The following is a 16,979-nucleotide window of genomic DNA, read 5'->3' as shown; positions in this document are numbered from 1 at the left end:
AATCGGCTGCTATCGGGAACCGAGGTCGTGGCATGAACGAACTGGCAGTTTTCACCGGCAATGCCCATCCCGAACTCGCGCAGCAGATCTGCAGCCATCTTGGCGTGCCGCTGGCGCCGACCCGGGTCAAGCGCTTCTCCAATGATTGTCTGGAAGTCCAGCTGCAGGCCAATTGCCGGGCGCAGGATGTGTTCATCATCCAGCCGCTGACTGCGCCGGTGCAGGACAATCTGATGGAGCTGATGCTGATGCTGGATGCGGCGCGCGGCGCCTCGGCCGCCCGCATCACGGCTGTCATTCCCTATTATTCCTATGCCCGTTCGGACAAGAAGGACGCGCCGCGCATTTCGCTGGGCGGGCGCCTGGTGGCCGACCTGTTGGCGACGGCCGGCGCCAATCGCGTGCTGACCATGGCGCTGCATTCCCCCCAGGTGCATGGCTTTTTCAGCGTGCCGGTGGACCAGTTGCATGCGCTGGACGAGCTGGCCGCCCATTTCCGCGCCTATGACCTCAGCAATGCCGTGGTGGTGTCGCCCGATCTGGGCAATGCCAAAAATGCTGCAGCCTTCGGCAAGCGCCTGGGCCTTCCGGTCGCCGCCGGCGCCAAGGAGCGCATCAATGACACCACGGTGCGCATCTCGACGCTGATCGGCGAAGTGCGCAATCGTGACGTGATCGTGCTGGACGACGAGATTGCCAGCGGCGGTTCGATCCTGGAACTGCTGCAGCATCTGCGGGCGCATGGTGCCCGTTCGGTGCGTGTGGCGACCACCCATGGCGTCTTTGCCGGCGAGGCCATCGCCCGGCTGGCGGCAGAAGCCGATATTCTTGAGATCGTCTGCACCAATACCGTGCCGATCGCGGCCGGCAAGCGGCACCCCAAGCTGACCGTGCTGTCGGTGGCCCCGGCCCTGGCCGAAGCCATCCGCCGTATCAACAGCGGGGAATCGGTCAGCGCGCTGTTCTATTCCGAACCCGAACTGCCCAAGGCCACGGGCACTGCCGGCTAGTCGGACGCCCTAAAGCTCCGGCGCGGCATTGCGCATGCGGATCATGGAAAAACCCAGGCTGGAGGCGGCAACCGCCGCCTGCAACGCGACCAGTCGTGGCAAGATGCGCAGCCTGGCGCCGCGGCGAGCGATCTGGTCGGGCAGATCGCTGACCACCACATTCTCGATCGGCCGAACCGGCTTGGCGCTGACCCAATAGCCGGCGTTGGCGTCCAGTTCGACAAAGCCCTCCGGCGGCATGGTGTAGCAATGAAGGCTCGCCTGCCGCACGCGTTCCAGCCAGCGCGCTTCGATGGCGACGACAGCTGCATCATCAGCCAATAGCGTCTCCCGATCGCCGACGGTGCTGTCGGGACGCGCCCAGAAGCAGACGCGCGGGCAGTCGCGCGGCAGCAGGTAGTTGACCAGGCGCTCGGGCGTTATGGCCCAGACCACCGGCTCGGCGGTATAGGCCGATGGCCGGGGCACAAACAACGGGATCGCCGGATCCTCGCTGATGTGAAACAGGCTCACCGCGTCGCCAGCCGGCTCTTCTGCTGGCCAGTGGCGTCGAAATTGTCCGGGCTCAGCCAGCGCTCATATTCGGCGCGCAGGGCCGGCCATTCGCTGTCGAGCATGGAAAACCAGGCGGTGTCGCGGCTTTCGCCCTTCAGAATCATATCCTGGCGGAAAATGCCCTCGAAGGTGAAGCCGAAGCGCGTCGCAGCGGCCTTGGAGGGCTCGTTGCGATTGTTGCATTTCCACTCGAAGCGCCGGTAGCCCAGATCGTCAAAGGCATGGCGGGCAAACAGGTACAGCGCCTCGGTGGCCAGCGGCGTGCGGGCCATGGGCAGGCCCCAATAGACGCCGCCGATCTCGATTGAGCCATGCTCGGGGCGGATGCGCATCCAGCCCTGCTGCCCCACCGTCTTGCCGCTCTTCTGATCGACCACGGCGACATAGCGGTTTTCGCCCCAGGTCATCTCGGCAATGCGCGCCTCAAGTTCCGCCAGGCTTTCGGGCGCATTGCTGAACAGCCAGCGATAGCGCTCCGGCCCGCCGGGCATGGTGGAAACCTCGAACAGGTCACGGGCATGCTGGGCGGCCAGAGGCTCGAGCCGCACAAAGCGGCCCGCCAAATCGATCCGTTCCGGCGCAGACTTGGCTGGCGTGGGTGTCATGATCGCGTCTCCAGAATCTGGGCCAGGCCCTCGCGATAGGTGGGGTAGAGCAGCTCAATGCCCAGTGCGGCCTTGATGGCGGCATTGGAGCAGCGCTTGTTATCGGCATAAAAGCTCGCCTGCATCGGCGTCATCGGCGCGGTGGCGAAATCCTGCGCCGGCGGCGGGGCCATGCCCAGCATCTCGGCGGCATAAACAATGACGTCCTGGGGCGGCGCCGGTTCGTCGTCGCTGAGGTTAAAAGTGCCGTCAAGCCGCGCCTCTGCGGCCAGCGCGGTGATACGGCCGATATCGGCGACATGAATGCGATTGAACACCTGGCCCGGCTTGACGATGCGGCGCGAGGTGCCGTCCTCGAGCTTGTCGAAGGTCGAGCGGCCGGGACCATAGATGCCGGCGAGGCGCAGGATGGTCAGCGGCACGCCCCTTTGCGCGGCATAGTCGCGCCAGGCCTGTTCGGCCAATACGCGTCGGTCCGAGCGATCATTGCGCGGCACCAGCGGAGCGCTTTCGTCGATCCAGGCACCGCCGAAATCGCCATAGACCCCGACTGTGGAATAATAGCAGAGCCACTCAAGCCCAGCCGCGGCGTCGAGATCGGCCCGGTGGTGGACCAGCGCCGGATCACCCTCGGCACCGGGGGCGATGGAGAAAACGACATGGGTCGAGGCGCGCAGGTCCGGCCCCAGGGTCAGGCCCGGCGCCGTGCCGTCAAACACATGGGCCGAAAAGCCCTCTGCGCTCAGGCGCGCGGCCTTTTCCGACGTACGGACCGTGCAGGCTATTGGCGCATCGGGATGCTGGGTGCGCAAAAAATCGGCCGCCGCAGACGAGGAAAAGCCCATGCCAAAGAAAAACGTCTTCATGCCAGTTCACCTGTCCATTCGGCCGCCACGGCGTCGTCCTGCTCACCGGCCAAAGCGGCGGGCCGCAATGCCCCTGCACGATCCGCATCGAGCCGGCGCAGCGCCCAGATCGCAGCGCCGCGCACCACATCCGCAGAATCGCCCAACCGCGCTTCCACCAGCGGCAGCAGGCTCACATCGCCCGAATTGCCGATGGCAATCAAGACATTGCGCAGAAAACGCTGTAGGCCGATGCGCTTGATCGGCGAGCCGGCGAACAGCGTACGAAAGCCCGCATCATCCAGCCGCACCAGATCGGCCAGCGCGGGGCCATCGAGCTCGGACCGGGCCTGCAGCCGCGCCTCGCGGCTGACGCTGGCAAACTTGTTCCAGGGGCAGACGGCCAGGCAATCATCGCAGCCATAGATGCGATTGCCCATGGGGGCACGAAACTCCAGCGGGATCGGCCCTTTGTGCTCGACGGTGAGATAGGCGAGGCACCGGCGGGAATCGAGCTGGAACGGCGCCGGGAAAGCATTGGTCGGGCAGATGTCGAGGCAGCGCGTACAACTGCCACAGCTCTCGGCATGCGGCTTATCCGCGGGCAAGTCCGCATCGGTTAGGATGGCGCCCAGAAACAGCCAGGAGCCGAAATCGCGACTTACCAACACGGTATGCTTGCCTTGCCAGCCCAGGCCCGCAGCTTCTGCCAGCGGCTTTTCCATCAGCGGGGCGGTATCGACGAACACCTTGACCTGGGCCCCGGCCCGACGCGCCAAGAGGCCCGCCAGTTCCTTGAGCTTGCCCTTGATGATCTCGTGGTAGTCGCGGTTGCGGGCATAGACCGAGATGATGCCGCGGTCGGGCTGGTCGAGCAGCGCCAGCGGATCAGCTTCGGGGCCATAGTTGATGCCCAGCACGATCACCGAGCGCGCCGCGGGCCACATGGCGCGGGGGCTGCCGCGGCGATCGGCGGTGGTTTCCATCCAGTCCATATCGCCATGCCAGCCGGCATCGAGCGCCGCCCGCAGTTTTTCGGGCAGGTCCGGCCGCGCATCGGCCGCGGCAATGCCAAAGCTCTCAAAGCCCAAGGCCCGGGCGCGCGTCTTCAGCTCGGCGACAATGGTCTGGGCGGAGGTCAACGCCGGGAAATGTCGTGCTCGAGCAACTGGCGAATATAGCGCGTATAGGGAATGCCCTGCGCCTTGGCCTTGCTTTTGACGGCCTCGAGAAGCGCCTCGGGCAGGCGCATGTTCAACTGCGCCGCCTTGGGACTGAACTCGAACTTGACGGGTTTGAACTGGCTGAAATCGAGATCAGACAGGTCCTGCTCGAGAAAGGCTGCCGCTTCTTCGTCCGTCTCGAAATGGGGAACGCGCCTACCGGTCATAGCGTTTGAGCTCCTTGTCGTGCATGTAGCGGGCACTCACCGGTCGGATCATGGTTTGCCCCTCAACCACCCTGAGTGTGAAGACCACGAAAGCTGGCCTTCCGGCGGCAGTGCGGCCGATGGCCAATTGCCGCGGCTCGGTCATCGAATGGGCCTCATCCATGGCGACGTGGATGATATCGGCAAACACCTGTTCGATATCACTCTGCGACATGCCGTGCTTTTGGCACTTCAGGCTGTTGCCATCGTCCCAGTCAAATCCTGCTGCATCGATGATTTGTATATACGACTGCATATACACTCTCGCAAGAGACTAGAAATCGAGGTCAGCATAGCCCTTGTGCGGCGGCATGGCGACGACGCGGTCGTTGAGGAGAGTCCGGAAGGCGGGGCGGGACTTGATGCGCGAATACCAGTCGCGGGTCTCCCCGGCCTTGCCCCAGTCGATATCGCCCAGATAATCGAGCGTGGACAAATGGGCCGCCAGGGCAAAATCGGCCAGGGTCATTTCGTCGCCGGCCAGCCAGGAGCGGTTGGCGAACAGCCAGTTGAAATAGAGCATGTGCTCGTTCAGGTTCGCCTTGGCCACGCGCAGAACGGCCGGATCGGGCGTCGCCCCGCGCTGGTCGCGCTTGACGATCTTTTCCTCCAGCACATAGCGGGTGACCTCGTCATTGAGCTTGGAGATCACCCATTCGATCATCCGCCACATCTCGGCGCGGCGCACGGCCTCGGCCGGAATAAGCCCGGTGACGACGGCGGGCGTGTGCAGATCCTCGATGGTGTGGATATTGGCCAATAGGCCAATGATGGGCTCGTCGGTCTCGTCGATCATGATGGGCAGCGTTGCCGCCGGATTGATCTCGAGCAGTTCGGGCGTGCGCAGCCACGGCTTGATCTCTTCCATGTCCAGCGGCACGCCATATTCGGCGCACATGAGGCGGATCAGCCGGGAGGAAGGATCGAGGGGATGGTGCAACAGGCTTGGCATATGATGCTTGTCTCTTTTTGGGTCCAGCGCGGCAAGCCAGCTTGGCGGCTTTTGCGAAGCGCGATAGAGCTTGCCCATCCGCTTGGGACCAATGGACAGAATTAGGGGATCAAATGAACGCCGATCAAGGTCTTTTTGTGCCGTTGGTGCTCGGAGTTCTCGAAGGGCTTACCGAATTCCTACCCGTCAGCTCGACAGGTCATCTGCTGCTGGCCGGCCATTTTTTCGGTCTGACGCAGCCGGCCACCTTCATCGTGCTGATCCAGCTGGGCGCGATCCTGGCCATTGTGACTATCTATTTCGCCAAGCTGGCCCAGTTGATCGGCGATGCACTGCGCGGCAAGGCCTATGCCTGGCAGTTCGCCGGCTCGGTGCTGCTGGCCTGTATCCCGGCGATCATTGCCGGCGTGCTGCTGCGCGATTTCATCCAGGGCGCGCTCTGGGAATCGCCGATGACCATCTGCGTCTCGCTGGTGGTTGGCGGTATTGTGCTGCTGCTGGTCGACCGCATGCCCAAGCGCGAGACCTATGACGACATCTACCACTTCCCCTGGCATCTGGCGCTGATCATCGGCCTGTTCCAGATGCTCAGCCTCATTCCCGGCGTGTCGCGCTCGGGCTCGACGGTGGTGGGTGCCATGCTGTTCGGCGCCAGCAAGCGCAGCGCCGCGGAATTCACCTTCTTTGTCGCCCTGCCCATCATGGTGGGCGCCTTTGGCTATGACCTTTACAAGAGCCGCGACCTGATCGACACCAGCATCGCGCTCAACGTGGCGGTCGGCTTTGCAGCGGCCTTCGTGGTTGGCGCCATCGTGGTGCGATACCTGTTGGCCTTCGTCTCCAACTACGGCTTTGCGCCCTTTGCCTGGTGGCGCATCCTGGTGGGCGGCGCGGGCATCGTCGCGCTGCTCACCATGCACTAGGCCTCATGGGAGGCCGTTCAGCCGCGCTGGACGGCCTTGTAGTTGGCGGGGATGGAAAAGAAGGTCGAGGGAATCTTGACGTCTTTTTCAACGTCATAGAGCGAAAAGGTCAGCTCGGCGCCGCTGGGCTCAACCAGGCTCCATTGCACCAGATCGAGCGTATCGGTGCCAAACACCAGTGATACCTGCACCGTGCCGGCGACCGTCTCGTCGATCACCGTGACGGTCATGTAGCCGTCTGAGGTCGCCACATTGACCACATTGGCATTCATCAGGTTGATCTTGTCGCCCAGGAACTGGCGCAGCGGAATGGTGTCCTGCGGATAGGCGTAATAGGTCTCGTCGCGCCGGTTCAGCACATAAAAGCCATTGCCGACCGAGACGATCTCCTCGCGGCTGGGCGGGGCATAGCGGAAGGCGATCTTGTTGGGGCGCTCCAGGAAGAACGTGCCTTCGGTGCGGCCACCATTGGTGTCGATCTGGAGGAACCGGCCAACCATGCTGCGGATGGTGGAATTGTGCGCGCCAATGCTGTCGATCAGCTGCTGTTCCTCAGGCGTCAGCGCCCTGTCGAGCGCCCAGGCCGAGGTTCCCATCGCAAAGACGGCTGCAAGTCCGAGCAACAAGGCATCGCGGCGAATCATGGTTGAAGTTCCTGACTGTTGGTTCGTCTCAGGCTAGCCTAGAAAGCAATTGCGGCAACAGCGGGTTCGGGACCCAGAGCCACCGCCGCCACGAGGGAGAATTTGAGTCATGCGTGCCTTTGCCTTGCCCGGCCTTGCGGTTCTCGCCGGGCTGACAGCCGCCCTGCCTGTTGAGGCGGCGCTGCCACCACAATACCAGCGCCAGGCCGAACTGGCGGCCATCATCGCCGACATGGGCGTGGCCGAAGCCTTCGGCTTTGCGGGCGTGGATGCCATCGAGCTGATTGCGCCAGACCATTATCTGGTGCGCGGCGGCGCCTGCGTGCTGTCGGTCACCATCGAGGACCTGCCCAATACGCATGACGCCGGCTGGGCCGGCCCGCGCGAGTTCAAGGTCGTGCTGGGCACGCCGGCCTGCAGCCAATAGCGGCTTGGGCAGCGGGGATCAGTATTGATCCCCGCCCACCAGGATTTCGCGCTTGCCGGCATGGTTGGCCTGGCTGATGACGCCTTCACGCTCCATGCGCTCGATCAGGGTCGCGGCCTTGTTATAGCCAATGGCCAGGCGCCGCTGCACATAGGAGGTCGAGGCCTTCTTGTCGGTCAGCACAATGTGCACGGCCTTGTCATAGAGCTCGTCGCCCGAGCCGGCATAATCGTCACCGCCGCCGGCGCCGCCCTCGGCCGCCATTGCGGCCTCGTCCTCATCCTCGGTGATGGAATCGAGGTAGTCCGGCTGGCCCTGGCTCTTGAGATGGGCCACCACGGCCTCCACCTCGGCGTCCGAAACGAAGGGGCCGTGCAGGCGCTTGGTGCGGCCGCCCGAGGCCATGTAGAGCATGTCGCCATTGCCCAGCAGCTGTTCGGCGCCCTGTTCGCCCAGGATGGTGCGCGAATCGATCTTGGAGGTGACCATGAACGAGATGCGCGTGGGGAAGTTGGCCTTGATGGTGCCGGTGATCACGTCCACCGACGGGCGCTGGGTGGCAGTGATGATGTGAATGCCCGCGGCGCGGGCCATCTGGGCCAGGCGCTGGATGGCGCCTTCGATGTCCTTGCCGGCCACCATCATCAGATCGGCCATTTCGTCGACGATGACCACGATATAGGGCAGTACTTCGAGGTTGAATTCCTCGCTCTCGAAGATGGCTTCGCCGGTCTCGCGGTCAAAGCCGGTCTGCACCGTGCGGGTGATGGTCTTGCCTTCGGCGGCGGCCTCGCTGACGCGCTGGTTGAAGCCGTCGATATTGCGCACGCCGATCTTGCTCATCTTGCGATAGCGGTCTTCCATCTCGCGCACAGCCCATTTGAGCGCAACCACGGCCTTTTGCGGGTCGGTCACCACGGGCGTGAGCAGATGGGGAATGCCGTCATAGATGCTCAGTTCGAGCATCTTGGGATCGATCATGATCATGCGGCACTGCTCGGGCGTCATCTGATAGAGCAGGCTGAGGATAAAGGTATTGATACCCACCGACTTGCCCGAGCCGGTGGTGCCGGCGATCAGCAGATGCGGCATGCGCGCCAGGTCGGCGATCACCGGCTCGCCGCCGATGGTCTTGCCCAGGCAGATGGGGAGCTTCCCCTTCATCTTCTCGAAGTCAGAGCTGGCCAGCATCTCGCGGAAATAGACGGTCTCGCGCATCTGGTTGGGCAGCTCGATGCCGATGGCATTGCGGCCCGGCACCACGGCGACGCGGGCGGAGATTGCCGACATCGACCGGGCGATATCGTCAGCCAGCGAAATGACGCGGCTCGACTTGATGCCAGGTGCCGGCTCAAGCTCGAACAGGGTCACGACCGGGCCGGGGCGGACATTGATGATGTCACCCTTGACGCCGAAATCCTCCAGCACGCCTTCGAGCTGGCGAGCCATTTCCTCGAGCCGCTCGGGGGCGTGCTCGGGCGAAGGACCCTTGTGCTTGGGTTCGGCCAACAGGCTGAGCGGCGGCAGCTCGAAGCCACCGGGCTCGTCCAGGAACGACGTCTGGGCTTCGCGCATGATGCGCTGGCCCTGGGCGGGACGAGGCGCCGGGGCGGTGACGCGCGGCTTGGCCGGATCGACCGGGTGGAAGCGGGAGTCGCCCTGCTGGCGATGATTGACGGCGGGCGCGGGCACGTCGGGGACAAAGGGAATGTCGTCGTCGGCCTCGTCGGGATAGTCGAGCTCGTCCTCGTCATAGCTGGGACGGGCATTGATGCGCGAGGCCGTTTCGGGCGCGGCGGCCAAGCCGGGCTCGTCTTCGAACGCGGGTTCGACTGCGTGCTCGACCGGGGCGTGGATACGGCGCGGTGCCGGTGTCAGGGCGGGCTCGCGACGCTCGGCGCCGGCCGTGCGGGCCGCGGGGGCGGTCTCGAGGCCGGGCTCGACCTCTTCGTCGCGCCAGGTGGCAGCATCAGCGGCACGGCGTTCAGCGTGGTTGGCGCGGGCGCGGCGATAGGCGGTGCGCAGCGAATAGCCCATGTGCACCATGGCGCCCAAAGCAACATCGATGATCGGGTTGGTTTCAGGCTCATCGACCTCCTGGGCAGCCGCAGCGGCGCCCTTGCGGCCTGTCGCGGCAGACGCAGGCTTGCGCGGTCCGGTGGGGACCGAGCTGCCCAGGCCCATGGCAATCCAGAACAGGGCCAGCGCCGGCACGGCAATGATAATGGCGAAAAGCACTTCAGTGACCGCCTGCGGCTGGGCACCGCTGACCAGGGTGGCCAGCCCCATGAAGCCGGCGCCGACCAGCCCGCCCAGGCCGGTGGGCAGCGGCCAGGTGGCCGGCATGGCGACAAAGGCGAAGGCCCCGGCGGCCAGAACACTGGCGCCGATCCAGCCGAGCAGGCGCAAGCCGAGATGGCTGGGCATGCGGCGACGGGCAAAGGCCCAGCCCCACAGCGCCGGCGGCACGAGCATCACCAGCGCGGCCAGACCAAAGACCTGAAACAGCGTGTCGGCAATGACGGCGCCCGGAAAGCCCAGCCAATTGGCGGCGGGCTTGGCCGTGGCATAGGAAAAGCTCGGATCATCGACCGACCAGGACGCGAGTGCCGCCAGGCAGATGCCCACCAGCGCCAGCAGGATCAGGCCGGCCAGGCGCACGGGAATGCGAATCGACAGCGCCGGCGGCGGGGCCGGAAGGGCCTTGGTCGCGCTGCGGCTGCTGCGTTGGGGCATGGAGCGGACTTCGTCGAGGACGGGCGAGGGAGAACTGGGCATGGGCGTGTCCGGAGTGGCCCGGTACGGTCCGGGCGCGATCTGGCGTCATGCTAGTCCGGTAGGGTTAACCCAAGGCTAAGCCCGCGCCAGCGCCCACCCTTTGTGCGGCTGCCCAAACCGCTGGCGCCAGCACAAAAGCCTGCGGGCCCAAACAAAAGGGCCCGCCGGAAGGGCGGGCCCAGATAGCCGCTGGCCTGGAGAGGGAGGATAGGCAGCGGAGAAATTGATCGTGGAGTGCGGCCCGTGCATTTTGCGAGTGGGAAGCCTCTGTGGCGGGCCAAGAGGGACACGAACCGCACGCCACGATCAACCTGAGGAGGTGGGGCCGGCGGGCAATGCCGCCGACCCCGAAAGGCTTAGTTGTAGGCGCGTTCGCCGTGGCTGGAGAGATCCAGGCCGTCGCTTTCGGCCGATTCGGCCACGCGGGCGCCGCCGAAGATGGCCTTGACGATGAACATGGCAATCAGAGCCACCACGCCGGACCAGACCACAGCGATACCGACAGCGGTCAGCTGGATCATGAACTGGCCACCGATCGAATAGGCTTCCGCATCGCCGAGCGGATAGCCGCCCAGGCCGGGAGCCGCGACAATGGCGGTGCCCAGGGCACCGACGATGCCGCCGACGCCGTGAATGCCGAACACGTCCAGGCTGTCGTCATACTTGAGCATGGGCTTGAGGTTGACCACGGCCCACAGGCAGATGACGCTGGCCACAGCGCCCAGGATGATGGCACCACCCACACCGGCAAAGCCGGCGGCAGGCGTGACGGCAACCAGGCCGGCAACAGCACCCGAGACAGCACCCAGAGCCGAAGCATGGCCGCGGGTCACGCGTTCAGCCAGGGCCCAGGCGAGGGCACCAGCAGCAGGCGCCACGATGGTGTTGACCAGGGCCACGGCGGTCAGGGCGTTGGCTTCCAGGTTGGAGCCGGCGTTGAAGCCGAACCAGCCGAACCACAGCAGGCCGGCACCGACATAGGTCCAGACCAGGTTGTGGGGGGCAATCGGTTCCTTCATGTAGCCCAGGCGCGGCCCGAGCACGATGGCAGCCACGAGGGCGGCAACACCGGAGTTGATGTGCACGACCGTGCCGCCGGCAAAGTCATAGGCACCCAGGCCGAACAGCAGGCCCGGGCCAGCCCAGACCATGTGCGCCATGGGGATGTAGGAGAAGGTGAACCAGATGGCGAGGAATGCCATCAGCGCGCCGAACTTCATGCGCTCGGCAATGCCGCCCACGATCAGGGTGGAGGTGATGCAGGCAAAGGTGAGCTGGAAGATCACGAACACCATTTCTGGCAGCTCGAAGCCGGCCGAGAAGGTCGCTGCACGCGAGTCCAGCGTCACGCCGGAGAGGAAGAACTTCGAGAAGTCGCCATAGAAGGCCGACAGGCCCCCTTCGGTCGGGCCGGCGAAAGCCAGCGAGTAGCCATAGGCGACCCAGAGAATGGAGATCATCGAGAAGCCGAGGAACACCTGGGTCAGCACGGACAGGATGTTCTTGGCGCGCACAAGGCCACCATAGAACAGGGCCAGGCCCGGCACGGTCATGACGATCACCACCATGGTGGAGACGAGCATCCAGGCGACGTCGCCCTTGTCGACAACGGCGGCGGCTTCAGCTGCGGGAGCTGCGGCGTCCTGGGCGAAAGCTGGCACCGCCAGCAGGAGGGAGGCCAGCGCGGCGCTCCCCAGGATCTTTGACATCTTCATCTGTTGTTTCTCCCGATGACGCTTAGAGGGCTGCCGCGCCGGTCTCACCGGTGCGGATGCGGGTGACGGCCAGCAGGTCGAGCACGAAAATCTTGCCGTCGCCGATGCGGCCGGTCTGGGCGCTGTCGCGAATGGCGGTGGAAACGGCGTCGGCAATGGTGTCGTCGACGGCAATCTCAACCTTGAGCTTGGGCAGGAAATGCACGGCATATTCGGTGCCACGGTAGATTTCCGAATGGCCCTTCTGGCGGCCGTAGCCCTTCACTTCGGTGACGGTCATGCCGTGCACGTCGAGCGAGTTGAGAGCCTGGCGAACCTCTTCGAGGCGTGATGGCTTAATAATTGCGATCACCAGTTTCATGTGTGCCCCTTTTCAGCTTGGCGCTTGGTCTGGATAGCCCCAGTAGACTCAAGAGCCGTGCCAAGTTGGCGCGCCATAAAATTGTCTTTGATACCAATATGTTAGAAACACGCCTTGCGGATGGCTCAGCAGTTGAGCGTCATTTTGCCCGCAAAATAGGCAAGTTGTTCAAACCGTGTGCAATATTGAGGCAAAGATGTGGCGGTGAGGCAGCTCTGAGCAGACAGCCGCGACATAGCGGCACGTGTGCCGTCCCCACCCCCGCCAGCCGCTTGGCAGGCTCGTCCGATGGGCGTAGGGGTCGAAGCCGTCAGATGGAGATGCCCATGCAGACCGCAGCGCCGCAGCAGAATTCGTTCGATGTCATCATTGTCGGGGGTGGCCATGTTGGGCTGACCCTGGCGCTGGCGCTGGTGCAGTCGGCGCGTGGCATCAAAGTGGCGCTGGTCGATCGGCGCCCGCTGGAAGTGCCGCGCGACAATCGCGCCTCAGCCATTGCCGCCGGCGTGCGGCGGGTGTTCGAGGCATTGGGCGCCTGGCCACAGATGATCGCGGAGAGCCAGGCGATCACGGCCATGCGCATCACCGATTCGGGTCAGGGCGATATCTCCCGGCCGCTGTTCCTCACGTTTGAGGGCGAAGTGGCGCCTGGCGAGCCCTTTGCCCATATGGTGCCCAACCAGACCAGCGCTCGCGCCCTGCTTGACCAGCTTGGAGAGCAGGCCAGTGTCATCGCGCCAGCTGAAGTGGCCAGCTACAGTGCCGACGGCAGCAGCGCCCGGCTGGTGCTGGCCGATGGGCGCGTGCTGACCGCGCCGCTCTTGGTTGCCGCCGATGGCGCCCGCTCCATGCTGCGCGGCATGGCCGGCATTGATGTCATTGCCAGCGACTATGGCCAGACCGGGCTGGTGGCGACCATCAGCCATGCCCTGCCCCATGACGGCGTGGCCTATGAGCATTTCCGCCCCGCCGGCCCGTTTGCCAGCCTGCCCCTGCCCGGCCAGCGCTCCTCGCTGGTGTGGACCGAGCGGCAGGACGAGGCCAAGCGCCTGCTGGCGCTCGACCCTGCTGCCCTGGCACTCGAGATCGAGGCGGCCATGGGATCGTCGCTGGGCGCGGTGACGGTTGAAGACCAGTTGGCGGGTTTCCCGCTGCGCCTGCAGATCGCGCGCTCTTTCGTGGCGCCGCGCCTGGCGCTGATTGGCGACGCCGCCCACGTGGTGCATCCCATTTCCGGCCAGGGGCTCAATCTGGGCCTCAAGGACGTGGCCGCGCTGGCAGAAGTTGTGGTCTCGGCCATCCGCCTGGGGCTCGACCATGGCAGTGCCGAGGTGCTGGAGCGCTACCAGGCCTGGCGGCGGCTCGATGTCGCCAGCATGGCGGCCATGACCGATACGCTCAACCGCCTGTTCTCCAATGATGTGGCGCCGGTGCGGGCGCTGCGCGATTTCGGACTGGGCCTTGTCGATCGCACCGGACCGGTCAAGTCGGCCCTCATCCGCACCGCCTCCGGGCTGACCTCGGGCGGCCCGCGCCTGCTCAGCGGCCTGCCGATCTAGCCTTTGGCCCCCGGCGGCAGCGCGGCGCGCGGGGCAGCGCCGCCGTCCAGCTCGGGGAGGCGGCGCAGGGTCTGCGGATCGACATTGCGCGCCTCGTCCAGCGCCAGCAGCGGCACGCCCTTGACGATGGGAAAGGCCAGGCGCGCCGCCACCGAGATCAGCTCGCTGCGATCGGCCGAGAGCACCAGGCGCGTCTTGGTCAGCGGACAGACCAGCATTTCGAGCGTCTTGACGTCGAAGACATGCCGCGGATCTGGGGTCGGCTCGGCCATCAGTTGAGCGGCGTCCCGCTACCGCCGGCGCCGCGCGCCATTTCATATTCGGTCATGGCGATAAGCGTCTCGGCGCGCTGCTCGAGCGTCGTGGCTTCAAGCAGCACCTGCTTTTCGGCCGGGCCATAGGGGCCCACCATGCAGCAGAAATTGACCAGCTCGGCCGTGCCGGTGCGTTCGATCTCGTCCCAGTTGAGCTCGATATTGGCGAATTCGGCATAGTCGCGCATCATCTTGACGAAGCGCTCGCGGTCCACCGCCTCCTCGCCAAAGGCGCGGGTGAAATCGGTGGCGAATTCCTCAGCCGAAATGGTGGCCTGACGATAGGGCGTCATCACCGTCAGCTCATGGGTCAGGCGGAAGCGCGTCACTCCTTCGAGGATGATGAAGTAGCGGCCCTCGCCACTTTCCTCGAAATGGGTGATGCGGCCCAGGCAGCCGATCGGCTGCAAGGCCCCCGGCCCGCGCGGGCTTTCCTCGGAGGTGTCCTCGGGCTGGATCAGCCCGATCAGCCGGTCGCCACGCAGGGCGGCATCGACCATGTCGATATAGCGCGGCTCGAACACATTGAGCGGCCGGTGCGAAAATGGCAGCAGCAGCGCCCCCGACAGCGGGAACACCGGCACCGATTTGGGCAGGTCAGCCGGAGATGTGGGGCGCTTGAGCATGCGGCAGCCTTCCTTAGGAGAACAGCGCCGCCGAGAGCATGCGGCGGCCCTTGAGTGTGGCAGGATCCTTTGGACCCCAGGCATCGAAGAATTCCAGCAGCTTCTTGCGGGCGCCGTCGTCGTTCCAGCTGCGATCACGCTTGAACAGTGCCACCAGCGCCTCGGCGGCCTCGACATGCTTGCCTTCGGCATTGAGGGCCAGGGCCAGGTCATAGCGGGCCTGGTGGTCGTCCGGGTTGGCGGCGATGGCGGCTTCAAGCGCCGAGGTCTCGCTGACATTGGCCGCCTCGGCGGCGAGGCGCAGCGAATTGGCGACGCGGCTATAGGCGTCGCCCTTGCGCTCGGCCTCGGGCACCATGTCGAGCATGGCCTGGGCCTGCTCGGCTTCGCCGGCGGTCAGATAGACCTGGGCCAGGCCGATGAGGGCGGGGGCATTCTCGGGCTGGTGCTGCAGCACCATGCCGTAGATCTGGGCGGCGGCGCCGAGGTCGCCGGCAGTCTGCGCCTCGGTGGCGGCGGCCAGGGCGTCGGCAATCTGGTTTTCCAGCGAGCCGCGGGCCGGCGGGGCGGGCGGCGCAGCGGCGATCACCTTGTCGGCGAATCGGCGCACCTCACCCTCGGGCATGGCGCCCATGAAGCCATCGACCGGGCGGCCGCCGGCAAAGGCGAACACGGCCGGGATGGACTGCACGCCGAGCTGGCCGGCAATCTGGGGATGCTCGTCGATATTGATCTTGATCAGCTTGATGGCGCCGGCCTTCTCATTGACCACTTTTTCCAGCGACGGCGTCAGCTGGCGGCAGGGGCCGCACCAGGGCGCCCAGAAATCGACCAGCACTGGCTGTTCGAGCGAGGCGTCGATCACATCGACCTTGAACGCGGAATCGCTGGACTCCTTGATCAGTGCGCCGGCCGGGGCGGAACCAGTGTTGGCGGGGGCAATGTCGTTGAACGGGGAAGACATGGCGAAAAGGCCCTTGCAGCTAGGCAAAATGACAATGATGCGGGCCTTTCTTGCGCCCGCAGACGGCGGTGTGACAAGCCCCACAATCCACAGAGCAACACGAAGATGACGTTCACGTCAAAATGTGGGTTGCATTCGGGCAAGTGATTGGGCATATAGCGCCTCGTCGCCGCCAAACAAGACGCTGGCGCTGACAATATGGAGTGCGGGTGTAGCTCAGGGGTAGAGCATAACCTTGCCAAGGTTAGGGTCGAGGGTTCGAATCCCTTCGCCCGCTCCAATCTTCTCCTTCGCAAGAGAAGACACGATGAAAAGGCCAGGCATTCGTGCCTGGCCTTTCGTTTTTCCGATTGGTGCTTTTTCGGCGCGCGCCCCTCAGGCGGAGAGGCGCACCGGTTCAGCCTGGCTATGGACCGGGGCAGGCAGGCGCAGCGCGGCCACGAGCGCCCGATACTCCTGGCGGGCATTGACGTGCGACATGGACGGCGCGCCGCCCAGCATGGCCGCATCGAGCGGATCAAACACCGTCATGCCGATAGAAAACAGCGAGCGGAAGATCACCCGCTCGGCGATGCCGTCGGCCACCCGGCAACCCAGGCGCTCAGCAACACGCTCGATGGTGGACTGCACCTGGCTGGCATTGCGCGAGCCCAGGTTGGAAATGCGATTGCGCACCAGCACCCAGTCGATGCCAGCACCGGTGGCGGCGAGGCGCTCGGCGCGCGCCTTCTGCACATTGCGCGAATAGGGGCTGGTCTCGATGGGTTCGCCGCTGACCGCGTCAACGCGCGCCAGCACATCGAGGTCGATCATGCTGTCGTTGACCGGGGTCACCAGCGTATCGGCAAAGCCATGCGCCAGCCGCGCCAGATTGCCGTCGAAACCGGGGGTGTCGATCACGATGATGTCAGTGCTGTCGCGCAGCTCGGCCAGGGCGCGGGTGAAGATGTCGCGCTCGGCGCGCTGATTCTCGGCAATCGAATCGCCCCAGGCGGTGGGCAGATGCACATGGCGCGGCATGGGCACGTCGCGGCCCGTGGCATCGACAGTGGCGCGGCGGTTGCGCACGTAGCGGGTCAGCGTCTGCTGGCGGCTGTCGACATCGATGGTGGCGACGCGGTGGCCCAGGTGCAGCAGGTAGACGGCCAGGTGCAGCGCCGTGGTCGATTTGCCCGAGCCGCCCTTTTCGTTACCCACGGCAATGATATGTGCGCCGTTTCCACCCATGTCCGTCACTCCAAATCAGGGGAGCATCCCCCTGATCCATGAAGT

19 protein-coding genes and 1 tRNA gene are annotated in these 16,979 nt (G+C 65.1%); 5 read left to right on the top strand and 15 right to left on the bottom strand.

The window, feature by feature from the left end:
- The first annotated feature begins 32 nt into the window (after positions 1–32).
- Positions 33–1,010, top strand: a complete 978-nt coding sequence (locus K1177_RS15580; protein WP_224704501.1) for a ribose-phosphate diphosphokinase — start codon at positions 33–35, stop codon at positions 1,008–1,010.
- A 9-nt stretch (positions 1,011–1,019) separates the two neighbouring features.
- On the opposite strand, the gene K1177_RS15575 is transcribed toward K1177_RS15580, so the two are convergent.
- From K1177_RS15575 to K1177_RS15545, 7 genes are read right to left on the bottom strand one after another with little or no spacing between them, the layout of a single operon-like run.
- Entirely contained in the window at positions 1,020–1,523 is a 504-nt protein-coding gene (locus tag K1177_RS15575; RefSeq protein ID WP_224704499.1) for a DUF6886 family protein, read from the bottom strand.
- Complete coding sequence (locus K1177_RS15570; protein WP_224704491.1) at positions 1,520–2,170, bottom strand: GNAT family N-acetyltransferase; 651 nt, start codon at positions 2,168–2,170, stop codon at positions 1,520–1,522. Before K1177_RS15570 ends, K1177_RS15575 begins: the two co-directional genes overlap by 4 nt.
- Positions 2,167–3,036: an SDR family oxidoreductase gene (locus tag K1177_RS15565; RefSeq protein WP_224704489.1), complete on the bottom strand. Its 870-nt coding sequence runs from the start codon at positions 3,034–3,036 to the stop codon at positions 2,167–2,169. The genes K1177_RS15570 and K1177_RS15565 overlap by 4 nt, the downstream gene beginning before the upstream one ends.
- Positions 3,033–4,157: a tRNA epoxyqueuosine(34) reductase QueG gene (gene queG, locus K1177_RS15560; RefSeq protein WP_224704480.1), complete on the bottom strand. Its 1,125-nt coding sequence runs from the start codon at positions 4,155–4,157 to the stop codon at positions 3,033–3,035. The genes K1177_RS15565 and queG overlap by 4 nt, the downstream gene beginning before the upstream one ends.
- Positions 4,154–4,405 (bottom strand): CopG family antitoxin, encoded by a 252-nt coding sequence (locus K1177_RS15555; RefSeq protein WP_224704478.1) that lies wholly within the window; start codon positions 4,403–4,405, stop codon positions 4,154–4,156. Before K1177_RS15555 ends, queG begins: the two co-directional genes overlap by 4 nt.
- Entirely contained in the window at positions 4,395–4,700 is a 306-nt protein-coding gene (locus K1177_RS15550; protein ID WP_137150362.1) for a BrnT family toxin, read from the bottom strand. The genes K1177_RS15555 and K1177_RS15550 overlap by 11 nt, the downstream gene beginning before the upstream one ends.
- 18 nt (positions 4,701–4,718) lie before the next feature.
- Positions 4,719–5,396, bottom strand: a complete 678-nt coding sequence (locus tag K1177_RS15545) for a glutathione S-transferase family protein (RefSeq protein WP_224704476.1) — start codon at positions 5,394–5,396, stop codon at positions 4,719–4,721.
- A gap of 113 nt (positions 5,397–5,509) precedes the next feature.
- On the opposite strand from K1177_RS15545, the gene K1177_RS15540 reads away from it, so the two are divergent.
- On the top strand, positions 5,510–6,319 hold the full coding sequence (locus K1177_RS15540) for an undecaprenyl-diphosphate phosphatase (protein WP_224704475.1): 810 nt from the start codon (positions 5,510–5,512) through the stop codon (positions 6,317–6,319).
- 17 nt (positions 6,320–6,336) lie between these two features.
- Here the strand turns inward: K1177_RS15540 and K1177_RS15535 are convergent, their stop codons facing one another.
- Positions 6,337–6,963: a LolA family protein gene (locus tag K1177_RS15535; protein ID WP_224704465.1), complete on the bottom strand. Its 627-nt coding sequence runs from the start codon at positions 6,961–6,963 to the stop codon at positions 6,337–6,339.
- Between the two features lie 109 nt (positions 6,964–7,072).
- Between K1177_RS15535 and K1177_RS15530 the strand changes: the two genes are divergently transcribed.
- The gene (locus tag K1177_RS15530; RefSeq protein WP_224704463.1) at positions 7,073–7,390 is read left to right on the top strand and encodes a hypothetical protein; all 318 of its coding nucleotides are present in this window, start codon (positions 7,073–7,075) and stop codon (positions 7,388–7,390) included.
- 18 nt (positions 7,391–7,408) lie between these two features.
- Here K1177_RS15530 and K1177_RS15525 read toward each other — a convergent pair whose 3' ends face one another.
- The 3 genes from K1177_RS15525 to K1177_RS15515 all read right to left on the bottom strand — a co-directional run bounded on the left by K1177_RS15525 (position 7,409) and on the right by K1177_RS15515 (position 12,244).
- Positions 7,409–10,168 (bottom strand): DNA translocase FtsK, encoded by a 2,760-nt coding sequence (locus K1177_RS15525; protein WP_224704461.1) that lies wholly within the window; start codon positions 10,166–10,168, stop codon positions 7,409–7,411.
- A 356-nt stretch (positions 10,169–10,524) separates the two neighbouring features.
- The gene (locus K1177_RS15520) at positions 10,525–11,883 is read right to left on the bottom strand and encodes an ammonium transporter (RefSeq protein WP_224704460.1); all 1,359 of its coding nucleotides are present in this window, start codon (positions 11,881–11,883) and stop codon (positions 10,525–10,527) included.
- Positions 11,884–11,905: 22 nt separating this feature from the next.
- A complete protein-coding gene (locus K1177_RS15515) occupies positions 11,906–12,244 on the bottom strand; it encodes a P-II family nitrogen regulator (protein WP_224704458.1) in 339 nt (112 codons plus the stop codon).
- A gap of 320 nt (positions 12,245–12,564) precedes the next feature.
- Between K1177_RS15515 and K1177_RS15510 the strand changes: the two genes are divergently transcribed.
- The gene (locus K1177_RS15510; protein WP_396120247.1) at positions 12,565–13,803 is read left to right on the top strand and encodes an FAD-dependent monooxygenase; all 1,239 of its coding nucleotides are present in this window, start codon (positions 12,565–12,567) and stop codon (positions 13,801–13,803) included.
- On the opposite strand, the gene K1177_RS15505 is transcribed toward K1177_RS15510, so the two are convergent.
- The 3 genes from K1177_RS15505 to K1177_RS15495 are packed head-to-tail and all read right to left on the bottom strand — an operon-like array spanning position 13,800 to position 15,707.
- Positions 13,800–14,075: a Trm112 family protein gene (locus K1177_RS15505; RefSeq protein ID WP_224704453.1), complete on the bottom strand. Its 276-nt coding sequence runs from the start codon at positions 14,073–14,075 to the stop codon at positions 13,800–13,802. The genes K1177_RS15510 and K1177_RS15505 overlap by 4 nt on opposite strands.
- Positions 14,075–14,743 (bottom strand): LON peptidase substrate-binding domain-containing protein, encoded by a 669-nt coding sequence (locus tag K1177_RS15500; protein WP_224704451.1) that lies wholly within the window; start codon positions 14,741–14,743, stop codon positions 14,075–14,077. Before K1177_RS15500 ends, K1177_RS15505 begins: the two co-directional genes overlap by 1 nt.
- Positions 14,744–14,756: 13 nt before the next feature.
- Positions 14,757–15,707 (bottom strand): thioredoxin family protein, encoded by a 951-nt coding sequence (locus K1177_RS15495; protein ID WP_224704448.1) that lies wholly within the window; start codon positions 15,705–15,707, stop codon positions 14,757–14,759.
- Positions 15,708–15,912: 205 nt separating this feature from the next.
- Between K1177_RS15495 and K1177_RS15490 the strand changes: the two genes are divergently transcribed.
- Positions 15,913–15,987, top strand: a tRNA-Gly gene (locus K1177_RS15490).
- A 95-nt stretch (positions 15,988–16,082) separates the two neighbouring features.
- Here K1177_RS15490 and K1177_RS15485 read toward each other — a convergent pair.
- Positions 16,083–16,934: a division plane positioning ATPase MipZ gene (locus K1177_RS15485; protein ID WP_224704446.1), complete on the bottom strand. Its 852-nt coding sequence runs from the start codon at positions 16,932–16,934 to the stop codon at positions 16,083–16,085.
- Positions 16,935–16,979 lie beyond the last annotated feature (45 nt).

This window comes from Devosia aquimaris, from assembly GCF_020169335.1.
Lineage (GTDB): Bacteria > Pseudomonadota > Alphaproteobacteria > Rhizobiales > Devosiaceae > Devosia > Devosia aquimaris.
This window is presented reverse-complemented; position numbering and strand designations above follow the sequence as displayed.